General features: G+C 71.9%; 15 protein-coding genes. 7 read left to right on the top strand and 8 right to left on the bottom strand.

Features of this window, described 5'->3' with window-relative positions:
* Positions 1-14 precede the first annotated feature (14 nt).
* Positions 15-548 (bottom strand): GNAT family N-acetyltransferase, encoded by a 534-nt coding sequence (locus tag ACZ4NB_RS05700; RefSeq protein WP_467658524.1) that lies wholly within the window; start codon positions 546-548, stop codon positions 15-17.
* Between the two features lie 151 nt (positions 549-699).
* Between ACZ4NB_RS05700 and ACZ4NB_RS05695 the strand changes: the two genes are divergently transcribed.
* The 6 genes from ACZ4NB_RS05695 (at position 700) to ACZ4NB_RS05670 (ending at position 5,908) form a co-directional block, all read left to right on the top strand.
* The gene (locus tag ACZ4NB_RS05695) at positions 700-1,086 is read left to right on the top strand and encodes a VOC family protein (protein WP_467658523.1); all 387 of its coding nucleotides are present in this window, start codon (positions 700-702) and stop codon (positions 1,084-1,086) included.
* Between the two features lie 387 nt (positions 1,087-1,473).
* Complete coding sequence (locus ACZ4NB_RS05690; protein ID WP_467658521.1) at positions 1,474-2,625, top strand: ABC transporter substrate-binding protein; 1,152 nt, start codon at positions 1,474-1,476, stop codon at positions 2,623-2,625.
* Positions 2,626-2,877: 252 nt separating this feature from the next.
* On the top strand, positions 2,878-3,456 hold the full coding sequence (locus ACZ4NB_RS05685; RefSeq protein ID WP_467658519.1) for a DUF5134 domain-containing protein: 579 nt from the start codon (positions 2,878-2,880) through the stop codon (positions 3,454-3,456).
* 137 nt (positions 3,457-3,593) lie between these two features.
* Positions 3,594-4,529 (top strand): M56 family metallopeptidase, encoded by a 936-nt coding sequence (locus tag ACZ4NB_RS05680; protein WP_467658518.1) that lies wholly within the window; start codon positions 3,594-3,596, stop codon positions 4,527-4,529.
* Between the two features lie 9 nt (positions 4,530-4,538).
* On the top strand, positions 4,539-5,204 hold the full coding sequence (locus ACZ4NB_RS05675) for a phosphatase PAP2 family protein (RefSeq protein ID WP_467658517.1): 666 nt from the start codon (positions 4,539-4,541) through the stop codon (positions 5,202-5,204).
* Positions 5,205-5,209: 5 nt separating this feature from the next.
* Positions 5,210-5,908: an HAD family hydrolase gene (locus tag ACZ4NB_RS05670; RefSeq protein WP_467658516.1), complete on the top strand. Its 699-nt coding sequence runs from the start codon at positions 5,210-5,212 to the stop codon at positions 5,906-5,908.
* A 57-nt stretch (positions 5,909-5,965) separates the two neighbouring features.
* Here ACZ4NB_RS05670 and ACZ4NB_RS05665 read toward each other — a convergent pair whose 3' ends face one another.
* Both ACZ4NB_RS05665 and ACZ4NB_RS05660 read right to left on the bottom strand, forming a co-directional pair.
* Entirely contained in the window at positions 5,966-6,499 is a 534-nt protein-coding gene (locus ACZ4NB_RS05665) for an HAD domain-containing protein (RefSeq protein WP_467658514.1), read from the bottom strand.
* Positions 6,500-6,626: 127 nt separating this feature from the next.
* A complete protein-coding gene (locus ACZ4NB_RS05660) occupies positions 6,627-8,846 on the bottom strand; it encodes an NADP-dependent isocitrate dehydrogenase (protein WP_467658513.1) in 2,220 nt (739 codons plus the stop codon).
* A gap of 286 nt (positions 8,847-9,132) precedes the next feature.
* Between ACZ4NB_RS05660 and ACZ4NB_RS05655 the strand changes: the two genes are divergently transcribed.
* Complete coding sequence (locus tag ACZ4NB_RS05655; protein WP_467658511.1) at positions 9,133-9,912, top strand: SDR family NAD(P)-dependent oxidoreductase; 780 nt, start codon at positions 9,133-9,135, stop codon at positions 9,910-9,912.
* Between the two features lie 90 nt (positions 9,913-10,002).
* On the opposite strand, the gene ACZ4NB_RS05650 is transcribed toward ACZ4NB_RS05655, so the two are convergent.
* The 5 genes from ACZ4NB_RS05650 to ACZ4NB_RS05630 form a co-directional block, all read right to left on the bottom strand.
* Complete coding sequence (locus tag ACZ4NB_RS05650; protein ID WP_467658510.1) at positions 10,003-10,548, bottom strand: hypothetical protein; 546 nt, start codon at positions 10,546-10,548, stop codon at positions 10,003-10,005.
* Positions 10,549-10,611: 63 nt separating this feature from the next.
* Positions 10,612-10,839 (bottom strand): hypothetical protein, encoded by a 228-nt coding sequence (locus ACZ4NB_RS05645; RefSeq protein WP_467658509.1) that lies wholly within the window; start codon positions 10,837-10,839, stop codon positions 10,612-10,614.
* Positions 10,840-11,015: 176 nt separating this feature from the next.
* Positions 11,016-12,137, bottom strand: a complete 1,122-nt coding sequence (locus ACZ4NB_RS05640) for an amidinotransferase (protein ID WP_467658508.1) — start codon at positions 12,135-12,137, stop codon at positions 11,016-11,018.
* A 257-nt stretch (positions 12,138-12,394) separates the two neighbouring features.
* Positions 12,395-12,625, bottom strand: coding sequence for a DUF7683 domain-containing protein (locus ACZ4NB_RS05635; protein ID WP_467658506.1), 231 nt, complete (start codon positions 12,623-12,625; stop codon positions 12,395-12,397).
* Positions 12,622-15,591, bottom strand: a complete 2,970-nt coding sequence (locus ACZ4NB_RS05630) for a colicin E3/pyocin S6 family cytotoxin (protein WP_467658505.1) — start codon at positions 15,589-15,591, stop codon at positions 12,622-12,624. Before ACZ4NB_RS05630 ends, ACZ4NB_RS05635 begins: the two co-directional genes overlap by 4 nt.
* Positions 15,592-15,639: the final 48 nt, after the last annotated feature.

Below are 15,639 nucleotides of genomic sequence, written 5' to 3'. Positions count from 1 at the left end.
GCGCCGCGGAGCGCTCAGACCAGCGGCTTGACCAGCAGCTCGAACTCCAGGTCGGCGCGCCGCGGGATGCCGAACCGCTCATCGCCGTACGGGAACGGGCTGAGCTCGCCGGTGCGCCGGTAGCCGCGGCGCTCGTACCAGGCGATCAGGTCCTCGCGCTGCCGGATGACCGTCATCCGCATCTCGCTGGAGCCCCAGGTCTCCCGGGCGGTCCGCTCGGCCTCGGCGATGATGATCTTGCCGAGGCCGCCGCCCTGGAGCTTCGGGCGCACCGCGAACATTCCGAAGTACGCGTGGTCCCCGCGGTGTTCGAGCTGGCAGCAGGCGACCAGCTCGCCGTCCCGCTCGGCGATCAGCAGCCGGCCGGTCTCGTTGCGGACCACGGCGGCGACGCCCTCGGGATCGGTGCGCTGCCCCTCCAGCAGGTCCGCCTCCGTCGTCCAGCCGACCCGGCTCGCGTCCCCTCGGTAGGCCGACTCGATCAGCTCGACGAGCCCGGGGATATCGGCTTCGAGGGCGGTACGAAAGGTCGGCTCGCTGGTGGGCATGGTGCGCGGAGTCCTCTCAGGCCCGGGAGACGCGGCCGGTGACAGGGCGGAATCGACGGAATCGAGGCTAACAAGAGCCGTGCGCGTCATGTCAGGGCCGTCCGCCGGGTCGTTCGGCGGGCCCCGCGGACCGGCGGCGTAGGGTCCTGGCATGGTGCACGTACTGAGCAGCAGGGTGTTGTTGCGGCCGTCCGACCCCGAGCGGTCCCGGGCGTTCTACGGCGAGGCGCTGGGGCTGGAGATCTACCGGGAGTTCGGAACCGGCCCCGAGCGCGGCACGGTGTACTTCCTCGGCGGCGGCTTCCTGGAGGTCTCCGGCCGCGCCGCCGGCCCCGGCACTCAGACCCTCCAGCTGTGGCTCCAGGTGGCGGACGCGGCGGCGGCGCACAAGGAGTTGCTGGCACACGGGGTGGAGGTGCTGCGGCCGCCCGTACAGGAGCCCTGGGGGCTCATCGAGATGTGGATCACCGACCCGGACGGCCACAAAGTGGTCATCGTGGAAATCCCCGCGGACCATCCACTCCGATACCGAGCCTGACGACGACGCGGTCCAAGGGGGCCTCGGGGCCCGAGCCATAGGCCCTTGGAATGCGCCGCCCTCGCTTGGGGCACGGTGCCCCCATTGCAGCCGATCGTGTGCGAACGGTGCGTTTCCCTGCAGAAAGGCCCCATCCCCGGCGCGCCCCCTCGGCCATGACCGCGCAGCCGACGCTCTGCATGCGCGGCACAGAGGAGGTACCGATCCGTATGCGCCAGAGATGTGCAGAAATGGCCGTCGAGAGTTTCGAAAATGTTACGGACCAGACATCGACAGCGTGCCTACTATGGCCAACTTGTTCAGGCACGTTATTCGCACAGCCGCTCCCCCACCACGCGAATCCCCGTCTGTCCCCTGTGCCCCTTTGCGTACCCCTCTGGAGAGACCGTGACCAAGACCCTGCCGAGATCCGCCGTGCTCGCCGGCGGCCTCGTCGCCGCCACACTCGTCCTCAGCGCCTGTGGCGCGGGCTCCGACGCGTCGACCAACGACGACGGAGAGAGCGCGGCCACCGCGATCTCGGCGGAGGACTTCGGGGGCATGGACGAGCTCGTCAAGGCGGCCAAAGAGGAAGGCACCCTGAACGCCATCGCGCTCCCCCGGGACTGGGCCAATTACGGCGCGCTGATCGACGGCTTCGAGAAGAAGTACGGCATCAAGGTCAAGGTGGAGAACCCGAACGGCGCCAGCCAGGACGAGATCAACGCCGTCACCTCCCACAAGGGCCAGGACCGGGCGCCCGACGTCCTCGACCTCGGCAGCTCCTTCGCGTTCAGCGCCGCCCAGAAGGATCTGCTCGCGCAGTACATGGTCGCCGATTTCATCGACATCCCCGACGGCCAGAAGGACACGCTGAGCCGCTGGTACAACGGCTACGGCGGCTACATCTCCATCGGCTGCGACGCCGGTCGCGTGAAGACCTGCCCGACCACCTTCAAGGATCTGCTCAAGCCGGAGTACAAGGGGCAGGTCGCGCTCAACGGCATCCCCACCAAGTCGGGTTCGGCCTTCGCCAGTGTGTACGCGGCCTCCCTCGCCAGCGGCGGCTCCTTCGACTACATCCAGCCCGGCCTCGACTTCTTCGCCAAGCTCAAGAAGAACGGCAACTACACGCCCGTCCAGTCCACCTCGGCCACCGTCTTGAAGGGCCGGACACCGATCGTCCTCGACTGGGACTACCTCAACGCCAGGTACACCGACGAGCTCAAGAGCAAGGGACTCGACTGGCAGGTCACGGTCCCAGAGGACGGCAAGTTCTCGCAGTACTACTCGCAGGCCATCAACAAGGTCGCCCCGCACCCGGCGGCCGCCCGGCTGTGGCAGGAGTACCTCTACAGCACCGAGGGCCAGAACCTCTGGCTCAAGGGCTACGCCCGCCCGGCCCTGATGGCCGCCATGGAGAAGCACGGCACGCTCGACAAGACCGCGGCCGCCAAGCTGCCGAAGGTCTCCGGCACGCCGAGGTTCCCGACCGAATCGCAGCTGGACCGGGCCAGGGACGACATCGCCCAGGGCTGGGGCAAGGTCGCCAACCGATAACCGCGACTCCCACCAGGGCCGATGCGGTGCCCGCCGTTCCTTCGGAGCGGCGGGCACCGCGCCGCCGGCCGGTGTCCCGGCGGACCGTCCGCCGCGCTACCGGCCCTGAGAACCGCCGCGTCTCCCCTCCGCGGTCCCGGTGCACGGTCCGCGCTCCCCTCGTGTGCGCCCGTGCGCTCCCGTGTGCCGGGCACCGGCCGGGCATCTAGCAGCCGACGCGTACGGGTACCAGGGGCCCTGGGGAGGCGCTTCGTGCACCAACCACCGTTGGTCGGCTGGCTGCTGGTGCTGCTCTGCGCCGGCACCGGCGGGTACTGCCTGGTCCGGGCGCACCGCGGTCCGGCCGCACAGCGGGTCGCCGCGCGCGGTGAGGGGCTGATGGCGCTGGGCATGGCGGTGATGGGGCTGCCGGCGTCCGCGGTGCCGCCGCCGGCGTGGTCGCCCTGGCTGTTCACCGCGGCGTTCGGGGCCGCGGGCGTATGGGCGCTGACGCATCGGCATCTGCATCACGCGGTGGGGGCCTGGGCGATGGTGTACATGGCGCTGGCGATGGCGGTGCCCGCCGGCGGGATGCGCCACGACGAGCCGATGGGCGCCATGACGCATGCGGCGCCCGGCGGGGTGCCGTTGCTGACCGGACTGCTGCTCGCCTACTACACGGTGTACGTCCTCGCCGCGGGGCTCCGCCTGGTGCCGGCCTCGGGAGCGGTGGCCGGAGGGCCGGTGGCGGACGGGCCGGTGGTGGCGACGGCCGCCGGGCCGGCCGGAGTGCTGCGGGCCTGCCGGCTGACGATGGGCATCGCCATGCTGGCGATGCTGCTGGCCCTGTGAGCTGCGCCGGACACCCGCGGGATGCCCTTCCGGGGTGCGTACGCCCTTCCGGAACGCACCTCTGCGCCGTGCGTGGCGTACATCACTTCCGATGCGTGACCGTACCAACGAGTATCCGGCGCTCATAGGGTGACGGCATGATGGTCCCGATCGCGCTGATGGTTCTCGGCGCGCTGGCCGCGGCGATGGCGCCGCGGCTGATGGCCCGTTCCGACTGGCCCGACCGCGAGCCGGTGCTCGCCCTGTGGGTGTGGCAGTGCGTGGTGGCCGCCGTGCTGCTGTGCTGTGCGCTGGCGATGTCGCTGAGCGCGGCCGCGGCCTGGGAGTCCGTCCGCAGCCCGGTGTTCGGGTTCGCCCCCCGGGTGGTCGTCGAGGCGTACGCGCTCAAGGGGTACGGGCCCTGGGCCGGTGTGCTGGCGCTGCTCCTGGCGGGCGGCGGTGCGTGGACGGCCGTCGCGCTGACCCGCGAGGTGCGGGCGGCACGGGCCCGCCGCCGGCAGCGCCGGGCCGACCTCCTGCGGCGCGCACCCCTGCTGCCCGGCGAGAAGCCCTTCGGGGAGCGGCTGGTGGTCCTGGAGGGCGACCGGCCGGGGGCCTGGTGGCTGGCACATCCGTCGTCCCAACTGGTCATCACCACCTCCGCGTTGCGGCGCCTGAAGGGCCGTCAGCTCGATGCGCTGATCGCCCACGAGCAGGGCCATGCACGGGCCCGGCACGATCTGCTGCTGTACTGCGCCTCGGCGCTCGCGGTCGGCTTCCCGCAGATCCCGGTCTTCGCCGCGTTCCGCGACCAGGTGCACCGGCTGGTCGAACTGGCCGCCGACGATGCCGCCTCGCGCCGCTTCGGCCGGCTGACGATAGCCCTGGCGCTGGTCGAACTCAACGAGGACCGCGGGGTGTTCGGCCCCTGCCCGACGCAGCTCGCCCAGGTGCCCCAGCGGGTGGACCGGCTGCTCGCCCCCGCGCCCCGCTTCACCCCCGGCCGCCGGCTGCGGATGACGGCGTTCGCGGCGCTGGTGCCCGCCGTACCGCTGCTGGTGACGTTCGTCCCGGGGTTGCGCGCGCTGACGTAGGGTCCGGGTATGCCCCACGGCACCCGCCCCGCCCTGGTCTGCGCCGCCCTGTTCACGGTGCTGCTCACCCTGGTCGTGCTGCGCTGGGGGCCGCTGATGTCGCTGGATGCCGCCGTCACCGGCGCCCTGCACCCCGTGGCCGTCGGCTCGCCCGACTGGACCCGCCTGAACCGGGTGCTCAGCGACTGGGTGTGGGACCCGTGGACGATGCGGGCGGAGCTCGCGGTCGCGGTCTGCCTGCTCGTACGGCGCGGTGCGCGGCTGCTCGGGGCCTGGGTGGCGGTCACCGCGCTCGCCGGTGCGGCCCTCCAGCAGGCCGTCAAGGCGCTGGTCGGCAGGCCGCGCCCGGTCTGGCCGGATCCGGTGGACTCGGCGCACTATGCGGCCTTCCCCTCGGGACATGCGCTGTCCGCGCTGGTCACGGGGGTCCTGCTGCTGTGGCTGCTGCGGGAGTACGGGGTACGGCCGGTGTGGCGGTGGATCGCCCGGACGGTGGTCGCGGTCTCCGTCCTCGGTGTCGGCCTCACCCGGGTGTATCTGGGCGTGCACTGGCCGTCGGATGTCCTCGGCGGCTGGCTTCTGGGGGGCGCGCTGGCGGCCGGGGCGGCCGCGGCGTACACCGCCCGTGCGTCCGGGCGGCGGTCTGGGCCCGGTGCCGCGCGCGGGCCAGGATGAGACCCATGACCACGATCAAGGGTGTGCTCTTCGACTTCTCCGGGACCCTGCTGCGCATCGAGTCCGCCGAGTCCTGGCTGCGCGCCGCGCTGACCGCGTGCGGCTCGGCCATGGACGACGCCGAGCTCGCCCGCCGGGCGGCCGAGCTGGAGCGGGCCGGCGCCCTGCCCGGCGGCTCGCCGCCGGCCGAGCTGCCCGCCGCACTCGCCGCACTGTGGGAGCTGCGCGACTGCGACGCCCGCCACCACCGCGCGGTGTACACCGGTCTGGCCCGCCAAGTGCCGCTCCCCCGACCGGAGTTGTACGACGCACTGTACGAGCGCCATAGGACGGCGGATGCCTGGCACCCGTATCCGGACGCCGCCGAGGTGCTGGCCGAGCTGCGGCGGCGCGGCGTCCGCGTCGGCGTACTGAGCAATATCGGCTGGGATCTGCGGCCGGTGCTGCGCGCCCACGGCCTGGAGCGGTACGTGGACGGCTGTGTGCTCTCCTTCGAGCACGGCCTCCAGAAGCCCGATCCGCGGCTCTTCGCCCTGGCCTGCCGCCAGTTGGGGCTCGCCCCGTCCGCCGTGCTGATGGTGGGCGACGACCGCCGGGCGGACGGCGGCGCCACGGCGATCGGGTGCGGGTTCCTGCCGGTGGACCCGCTGCCGGTGGACCGCCGCCCGGACGGGCTGCGGCCGGTACTGAACCTCGTGGGCTGAGGACGGCGGGCGCAGGCGGGCAGCGGCGGCGGGTGGCGCGCGGCCGCCGTGCGGACCTTAGGGCCTGTCCCCGGCGCCGGACTGTCCGGCGGCCCAGGTCCGGAGCGTCGCGAAGTCCTCCGGGAGGAGTCCCTTGGTGGGGTCGACGCGGTGCGGGAGGGCGTGCCCCTTGTGGTGGTGGGCGATCCAGGCGTGGTCGCGGGCGCCGATCTCGTCGTCGACCCAGGCGAAGGGGCGGCCCGCGGCGGCGGCGACGAGATGGCGGGTCTTCCAGTGGACGCCGTCCGGGTCCTGATGGTGCATCCGGGGCCAGTCCAGTGCGGGCAGCTCGGGCAGGCCGAGTACGGGGCCGATCCAGGTGTTGGCCTCCGCCTTCCAGGTCGTCGCCCAGATGAGCCGGAAGCCCAGGCCCATCAGGAGCGGGCCGTGGTCGGGATTGAGCCATACCCGCAGGGCCGGGCGGGGCGGCTCCCAGCCGGTGGGGCGCATCCGCAGCGTGGTGTAGCCCTCGGGGCGGCGGTGCGGCTTGGCCAGCCAGGGGTTGAGCGGGCCGTCGACGTCGAGGAAGAGGAGCGGCTCGGTGGAGTTCACGGCGTGATGATGCCGCGTACGACGCCGGAGCAATCGCTTCCGGGCGGCGGCGCGCCCGTGGGAACGGGGCCGCCCCGGCCGGGCGGGATGCCGGCCGGGGCGGGGTGGACCGTGTGCGGCGCTCGCGTCAGGAAAGGGTCGCGATCGCCTGGTTGAAGGTCGCCGACGGACGCATGACGGCGGCGGCCTTCACCGGGTCGGGCTGGTAGTAGCCGCCGATGTCGGCAGGCGAGCCCTGCACCGCGATCAGCTCGTCGACGATGGTCTGCTCCTGCTCGCCGAGGGTCTTGGCGAGGCCGGCGAACGCCTGCGCGAGCTGGGCGTCGTCGGTCTGCTTGGCCAGCTCCTGGGCCCAGTACAGGGCCAGGTAGAAGTGGCTGCCGCGGTTGTCGATACCGCCCAGGCGGCGGCTCGGCGACTTGTTCTCGTTGAGGAAGCTGCCGGTCGCCCGGTCGAGGGTGTCGGCGAGCACCTGGGCGCGCGCGTTGCCCGTCTTCTGGGCGAGGTGCTCGAAGCTGACCGCGAGCGCGAGGAACTCACCCAGGCTGTCCCAGCGGAGGTAGTCCTCCTTGACGAGCTGCTGGACGTGCTTGGGCGCGGAGCCGCCGGCACCGGTCTCGAACAGGCCGCCGCCGTTCATCAGCGGGACGACCGAGAGCATCTTGGCGCTGGTGCCGAGCTCCAGGATCGGGAACAGGTCGGTCAGGTAGTCGCGCAGCACGTTGCCGGTGACCGAGATCGTGTCCTCGCCGCGGCGGATGCGGTCGAGGGAGAACTTGATCGCGTGGACCGGCGCCATGATCTCGATCTGCAGACCGTCGGTGTCGTGGTCGGCGAGGTAGGTCTTGACCTTCTGGATCAGCTGCGCGTCGTGCGCGCGGTCCTCGTCGAGCCAGAACACCGCCGGGTTGCCGGTCGCCCGGGCGCGGGTGACGGCCAGCTTGACCCAGTCGCGGATCGGCAGGTCCTTGGTCTGGCACATCCGGAAGATGTCGCCGGCGCCGACGACCTGCTCCAGCACGGTGTTGCCGGCCGCGTCGACGACCCGCACGGTGCCCGTGGTGGGGATCTCGAAGGTCTTGTCGTGGCTGCCGTACTCCTCGGCCTTCTGCGCCATCAGACCGACGTTGGGCACCGAGCCCATGGTCGACGGGTCGTAGGCGCCGTGCGCACGGCAGTCGTCGAGGACGACCTGGTAGATGCCGGCGTAGCTGCTGTCGGGCAGCACCGCGAGGGTGTCGGCCTCCTGGCCGTCCGGGCCCCACATGTGGCCGGAGGTGCGGATCATGGCCGGCATGGAGGCGTCGACGATGACGTCGCTCGGTACGTGGAGGTTGGTGATGCCGCGGTCGGAGTCGACCATCGCCAGCTCGGGGCCGTCGGCCAGCTCGGCGTCGAAGGACGCCTTGATCTCGGCGCCCTCGGGCAGCAGCTCCAGGCCCTTGTAGATGCCGCCGAGGCCGTCGTTCGGGGTCAGGCCCGCCGCGGCGAGCGCCTCGCCGTACTTGGCGAAGGTCTTCGGGAAGAACGCCCGGACCACGTGGCCGAAGATGATCGGGTCGGAGACCTTCATCATCGTGGCCTTGAGGTGGACGGAGAACAGCACACCGTCGGCCTTGGCACGGGCCACCTGCGCGGCGAGGAACTCGCGCAGTGCGGCGACGCGCATCACGGAGGCGTCGACGACCTCGCCGGCGAGCACGGGGACCGACTCGCGCAGGACCGTGGTCGAGCCGTCGTCGCCCGACAGCTCGATGCGCAGCGAACCGGCTTCGGCGATCACCGCGGACTTCTCGGTGGAGCGGAAGTCGTCGTTGGTCATGTGCGCGACGTGGGTCTTGGAGCCGGCGGTCCACTCGCCCATGCGGTGCGGGTGGGCCTTGGCGTAGTTCTTCACCGACGCCGGCGCCCGGCGGTCGGAGTTGCCCTCGCGCAGGACCGGGTTGACGGCGCTGCCCTTGACCTTGTCGTAGCGGGCGCGGATGTCGCGCTCCTCGTCGGTCTTGGGGTCGTCCGGGTAGGCCGGCAGCGCGTAGCCCTGCTCCTGCAGCTCGGCGATCGCGGCCTTCAGCTGCGGGATCGAGGCCGAGATGTTGGGCAGCTTGATGATGTTGGCCTCGGGCGTCTTGGCCAGCTCACCGAGCTCGGCGAGGGCGTCCTCGATGCGCTGCCCCTCCTCCAGACGCTCGGGGAAGCTCGCGATGATGCGCCCGGCCAGAGAGATGTCACGGGTCTCCACATTGACGCCCGCCGTCGACGCGTACGCCTGGATCACAGGCAAGAACGAATACGTCGCCAGGGCCGGGGCCTCGTCAGTGTGGGTGTAGATGATGGTCGAGTCAGTCACCGGGTGCTCCGCTCCACGTCTGCAACATTGCTCGACATCAAGATATCTCGTGATCGCCCCCCACTCGACAGGACCCCGCCCGGGGCAAAAGCGGAGGATGTGGTTCCGATGCCTCTGAACCACCGCACACCGGTCTGGAGGAGAGATCGGCACCGGGCGACGGGAGGCCGGATGACACGGTGCCGTACCTCTCCGGCAAGATCACCTCGGTACCCGTACCAGCACCGGTACCCGACCGCCGGATCACCCCCGTACGGCCGCACACCATCAGGAGGCACCGCAGACCATGACCACCACCGCCTACCTCGACGCGCTCTTCTCCCTCACCGGCCGCACCGCCCTGGTCACCGGCGGCAGTTCCGGCATCGGCCTGGCCATCGCGGAGGCGCTCGGCCGCGCCGGGGCCGAGGTGGTGCTGCTGGCCCGGCGCGCGGAGCCGCTGCGCGCTGCCACGGAGCGGTTGCGGGCGGCGGGCTGCACGGCGGACTGGACAGCCGCCGATCTGCGCGACCGGGAGGCGGTCCGCGAGGGCGCGGAGGAGATCGTGCGGCGGCACGGCGAACCGGACATCCTGGTCAATGCCGCCGGGGTCAACCCCCGCCCCCCGCTGGACGAGCTGACCGCCTCCGAATGGGATCGCACCATGGCCGTCAACCTCGATGCGCCGTTCCTGCTCGGGCAGCGCTTCGGGCCCGGCATGGCGGACCGCGGCTGGGGGCGGATCATCCATCTCGCCTCACAGCAGTCGATCCGCGCGTTCGGCAACAGCGGCGCCTACGGGGTGTCCAAGGCCGGGCTCTCCGCGCTGACCCGCTCCCAGGCGGAGGCATGGTCGCGCCACGGCGTCAGCGTCAACGCGATCGCGCCCGGCTTCGTCCGCACCCCGCTGACCGAGGAACTGTTCACCGACCCCGACCGCCCCGCGGCGATGGCCGGCCGGACGATGGCCGGACGCAACGGCGAACCGGACGACTTCGTCGGCGCGGCGGTCTTCCTGGCCGGTCCCGGTGCGGCGTATGTGACGGGCCAGACGGTGTTCGTGGACGGCGGGTTCTCCGTGACGTGAGCCGTGGCCGGGTGAGGCGGGCTCCGGGGAGGCGGCTCCAGGTGAGGTGGGTTCCTGACGGCATGGGGAGGCGTTCCCGGCGCCGCATCGTCATCCGGACTCCGGCACCGGACCCGACACCGGCGCCTGGATGCCGTACACATCGCCGACCCGTAGATCGTCCGGTGTGCTGTATGTGCCGTGGGTGCGAATGACGGAGACGGCCACGCGGGAATCCGGCTGCCAGAACTTCCGGTAGTACGGCACGTTCGCCGGGTATTCCGGGATCTCCAGCAGGGGGACGCCGCGCCGCTCCAGCAGGCTCTGCAGCTTCTGGAACCGAAGCCTGGGGGTGAACCGCCCGTACCGGGCGCGGAGCGCGCCGCCGACGAGCTCGTTCGTGCGGCGCCGATAGGCGAGCCGGTGCACATGCACGGTGAAGTGGTGCCCCGACCAGGGGGATTCGGCGCCATCGCGGTCCCAGTGGAACTCGGCCAGGCCGTAGTCACGCCACATGATGGTGTCACCGGACCTGTTCTCACCGAAATCCGTCCCCAGGACCTCGGTGACCCGGTCAGGAGAGTCCGTGGGACGCACGCCGAGCACGGTGCCGGTGGCGACGACGTCCATATAGAACGCCAGGGAATACGGGGTCAACTGCGGTTCCTCACATGCGGTGTGCCGAAACGCCTCTGACGGCGCACCCCGACGATGTCATGGTCACGCCCTGCCCCCGTCCGCACGGCTGCTGCGCACCACGCGCCGCACGGCCTGGTTGACCGCTTCGAGAAGCAGGACGACAGCGACCGCGGCCAAGAAGCGCAGCCACCACGGGGCACCGAAGTACTCACCGAGGACGAAGCAGACGAGGAAGACGACGGGGGCAGTGACCCAGAAGGGCAGGTTCGGCATCTCCGACTTCTTCGGTCGGCTCGCTGTGGGGGGCATGGTGGTTCCTTGTCTGCTCGTGCTGAAGCCCCCGGCGTACCGGCGCAGTAGGGCTTCCGTACATCGGGGAACGGCCGGCACGCCCGTCCAGGTCGCGCCGCCCGCGCACCACCGTAAGCCCGCACCAGGACGGGACCCGGTGCGGGCGCAGGGCGCGGGCGAGGGCCGCGACCGGCTCAGAAGTACGACTGGAGGGTTCCCCGGCGTCGGACGTCGACCGTGGCGCAGTGGAACGATCCGCCGAAGGTGTTGAAATTGCGGAAGTTGCAGGGGATCGGCCGGAAGCCGAACGTCTTCATCGCCGCGATCATCGGCTCGTCCTGCGCTTCGACGATCACCCGCTCCTCGTCCAGCATCAGGATGTTCATGTTGATCCACTTGCTGGTCATGTACAGCGGATGCGTATCGGGAATGACCGGAGCCGGCGCGGCCATCACATCCCAGCCCTTGAAGAGCTGCGGCACCTCGGGCACCCGATCGGGGTGAATGAGCAGCTTGCCCGGCGCCATCGGGACGAGTGTGGCGTCGATGTGCATCGGGTGCGAGTCGTTGAACTCGAATACATGGATACGGTATTCGTCGCCGAGATGCCGGCGCAGCCACTCGATGCCGAAGTCATTGGTGACATTGCTCTTCTGGGCGATGATGTCGCGACCGCAGCGGGTGAAGTCGGCCGCGTCGAAGGTCGGCTCGAATTCGGTGACCACCAGTCGCTGCGGACCGTCCTCACCGGGATCGGTCCAGTCCTGGTCGAACTGCTCGTCCGTCAGTTCCGGCTTCGGCGCCGCGGTCCATTTCGCACCGCCGCGGAAGTACTCCTTCAGCAGCGGCCGGTAGGCGAGGTTCTCGTAATAGCGGGAGCGCCAGGCCATGGGGCATTCGATGATGTCGTCGCCGACCACAAGAATCGCGTCCCGGGGCATCGCCGCGTACATCCCGGTGCTGGTCCAGTCGAGGGTGGTGTACGGCGTCCGCTGGGGGATGGTTTCCGGCCGCCGGACGGTCACCCCCTCCCCCTCCAGGATGTGCACCAGCTCCTCCAGCTCGGCGCGGGCGGCGGCGACCTGCTCGGGCGGGAACGGCCGCCCCGCGTTGCGGCGGAAGGTCGCGTGCTGGTCGCCGGGGAGCACGGGCGGCAGAGCCATGTGCCAGGTCGGGAAGCTCGCCTCGTCGACGATGCCGACGATCACTTCCTCCAGCGGGTCCCACTCCGTGTAGGAGCACACGGGGCTCTCCGACCGACCGTACGAGGTGTAGGAGTCACCCGGGTCGATGTGGGGGGTATCGGCGGCGTTCACGCAAACTGCTCCTCGTTCAGGCGGCGCACGGCAACCGAAGACCCGTGCTCCCGCGATGAAGATCGATTGAACGTGCCGAACAAGCGAACGGGCAACTTCCCCCGCCATGTTGGCCGGAACCCGGTGCCTCGAACAGGAATACATCCCGGTGGCCGGTGCGGGACGGCACATCTGGGGGCCGGCACCGGCCCGGACGTCCAGCCCGAGCCCGTACCGGCCCCTTGATGTCGTGTCAGATTTCCCAGAATGCGGCGACGCTAGTCCGCTTCGGGTTCCAGGAAGTATTCATAGGTGTCCAGGTCGAAGACGATCCCGGTGAGCCGGGTGAGCGCGGCTGCCCGGCTCTCGTCCAAGGGGTATGCGTCGAGGAACCCTTCAGCGGGGACACCGGCCAGCCCGGCGGCGGCCGCCAGACCGATTTCCGAGACGTCCAGCTTGCTGTCGAGGAAATCGGCGTCCTTCCTGAACACCGTGACGACGATTCTCACTTCTCCACCTCGCGCGTACGGTCTTTCGGCTTCGTCTGCTCCCCGGTGTACGGGTCGAACTCACCCTGGTGTTTCCCGTTTTTATTGTACTTCTCGACGGTTCCGTGCTGGGAATCCCACTCGTAGATGTTCCCCTTGGGGTCCTTCCACCGCTTGCGAAGGCCGCCACCGCCCTGGACGGGCGTCTTGCGCTTGGCGGTCTTCGCGCGGGGGAACGCCTCCAGGGATTCCGGAGCCGGCTTGGGGCCGGGGTCGGTCTTCCGGGTGACGCCCGCCTTGCGCTGGGCGTCGCGCAGCGCCGTACCGAGTCCGTCGTTGAAGCGCCCCACGCCGTCGGCGACACCGTATGCGCCGCCCACGACCAGTGTCGTGCTCACGGCGATCGCGGGGGCTCCGGCCAGGCAGCCGACCCCGGTGATGCACACGGCGCCGCCCGCGACATCGCCCGAGGCGCCGACCCCGATCGACAGGACGCCGAGGAAGGTCTCCCCCAGCCCCTGCCAGACGTCGGCGTTGGTGACGATCGCGGTGCCGTAGGTGGCGACGGTGTCCAGGCCGTCACCGACCTTCTCCACGCCGTCCTTCAGCCAGCCGGGAGTCCAGCCCGGCCAGCCGTCGTCCGGTTCCTCGTCCTCGGCCGGTGCGTCGGCCGCGGCCTTGCGCCGCTCCTCCTCGGCCTTCCGCCAGGCCGCTTCCTCCGCCCGCTGCTTCTTGACGGCGGCCCCGAACGCCTCGGTCGCCGCGCGCGTGGCGGCCGCCGCGTCCTTGCCCGCTGCGGTGGCCGAGGACCGCGCCCGGTTGGCGGCGCTCCATGCCTCGTCGGCGGAGCCGCGCGCCCAGTTGGCCGAACTCTGCGCGCTGGTGGCGGACTTGACGGCCCGGGACGCCGCGTGGTTGGCGTCGGCCTCGGCCGCACGGGCCTGCTCGGCCGACTGGGCGGCCCGGGCCGCGGACGCCGCGGCGTCCTGCGCGGACTTCTTGGCCTGCTTGGCGTAGCCGTCGGCGGTGGCGGCCGACTTCTTCGCGGCATCGGCGGCGTTGCGCGCCTCGGCGGCCGCGTTCTTGGCCCGCAGCGCGTGTTCCCTGGCCCGGTGTGCGTTCTCCTGCGCGGTCGCCGCGACCCCCGCGGCGTCGGCGATGAGCCGCTTCATGTCCGCATCGTGGGTGGCCGCGAGCCGGTCCTTGCGGGCCGCCTTGTACTGGCCGACCTCGATGAAGCGGTGCAGCTGCTGGGGCGGCCCCACCAGGGCGGTCTTGGCCGCGGCCCGCAGCTCCGGGCCGCCGCTGCCGGCCAGCTGCGTGGCCCGGGTCCGGTCGTCCGCCAGCCGGGCGTCGAACTGGTCGGAGGTGAGGAACTCCAGCAGCTTCTCCGGCGAACCGGCCTTGATCGCGGCCTTGGCGGCCTCCCGTACGTGGGTGCTGCCCGTGCTGGACAGCTGCACCGCCCGGGTGCGGTAGGCGGCCGCGGCGGCCTCGTGTCGGCCGGTGCGCAGGAACGCGTCGATCTGCCGCGCGTCGCCGTTGAGTGCCTTCTCGGCGGCCTCCCTGAGCGCGGCGGAGAAGCCCTCCTCGGCCAGGAACTCCACACGGGCCCGGTCGTCCTGCTCCGCGGCCTGACGCCGGCCCTTGAGCACATAGTCGCGCACGGCGGCGTCGGAGCCCGCGAGGGCGACCTCGGCTGCGGCCTTGCTCCACGGCCCCCGGATCTTCAAGTCCAGCAGCGCCACCTTGCGGCCCTTGGCCGCCACCTCGTGGGCGTCGGTGCCCGGTTCGGCCGCCTGGGCGGCGAGGTCGGCGGCCCGGGAGTCCAGGTCCTTGAGCTCCTTGACGGCGCGCTGCTGCCGGGCCCTGCGCTCGTCGTCCTCGGCCTTGAGGTCGCGGGCCTGCTCCATCGCGGCCGAGGTGCGGTTCTTGAGCTCCTCCGCCTCGATCTCCTGTGCCAGGGCGTGCACCTCACCGGCCTTCTTGGCCGCGTGGGAGGCCCCGTCGGCCGCCTGCTGGGCCGCGGTGGCGTGCCGCCCCGACTCACCCGCGGCCTGCTCCGACTCCCCGGCGTGTGCGGCGGCCTTGTCGGCCTCCGCCGCGGCGTTCTTCGCGTGCCGGGCGGCCTCGTTGGCCGCGTCCCGCGACGCGTACGCCGCCGTCGCGGACCGCTTGGCCAGGCCGGTGGCGGACCGTGCCGCGCCGGCCGCCTCGCGGGCGTGCCGCTTGGCCTGGTCCGCCGCGGCCCTGGCCTCGGCCGAGTGCGCACCGGCCGCGTCGGCGTAACTGCTGGCCCGGCCCGCCTCGTTGGCGGCCGCGTCGGCGTTGGCGCTGGCGCTGAGGGCCGAGTGCGCGGCCCGTCCCGCGGCCTCCGATGCCTTGCCGGCCTGGTCGGCCGCCTGCGCCGCCTTCTCCGCTCCCTTGGCCGCACCCCGGGCCACCTCGGCGGCCTTACGGGCGTCCGCCGCCTTGCCCGCGTCCGTGGCCGCGTCGGCGGCCGCGTTCCGGGCCCGCGAGGCGGCGCCGGCCGCACCGGCCGCGGCCGCCGCGGCCTGGGACGCGGCGCCGGCCGCGACCCGGGCGGAGGCGTTGGCGGCACGGGCCGCGCCGATCGCCTGCTGGGCGGCCCGGGCAGCGCCGCGGGCCGCCTCCGCGGCCACCGCGGCCGCGCTCGCCGCCTCCTGGGAGCTCTTGCCCGCCTTCGCGCTCTCCCGGGCGGCGTTCTCGGCGGCCTCCTTGGCCAGGGCCGAGGTCTCGACCGCGCGGTCCGACGCCTCCTTGGCGGCATCGGTCTCGCGCTCGGCCTTCTCGCCGGCCTCCTTCGCGTTCTGCGCCAGCTCCTCGATGCTGGCGCGCTCCTGGTCGCGTGCGTGGGCCACATACCGGCCCACCTCCAGGAACTCGTGGATGTCCGCCGCTCCCCCGCGCAGTGCGACCTTGCCGGCCTGCTTGGTCGCCGGGCCGCCGGCGCTGACGAGCTGCACGACCCGGGTCCGCTCGTCCGCCTCCCGGGCCGTGTACTGGCCGTTTTC

This window comes from Streptomyces sp. NPDC026575 (assembly GCF_055567415.1).
This window is presented reverse-complemented; position numbering and strand designations above follow the sequence as displayed.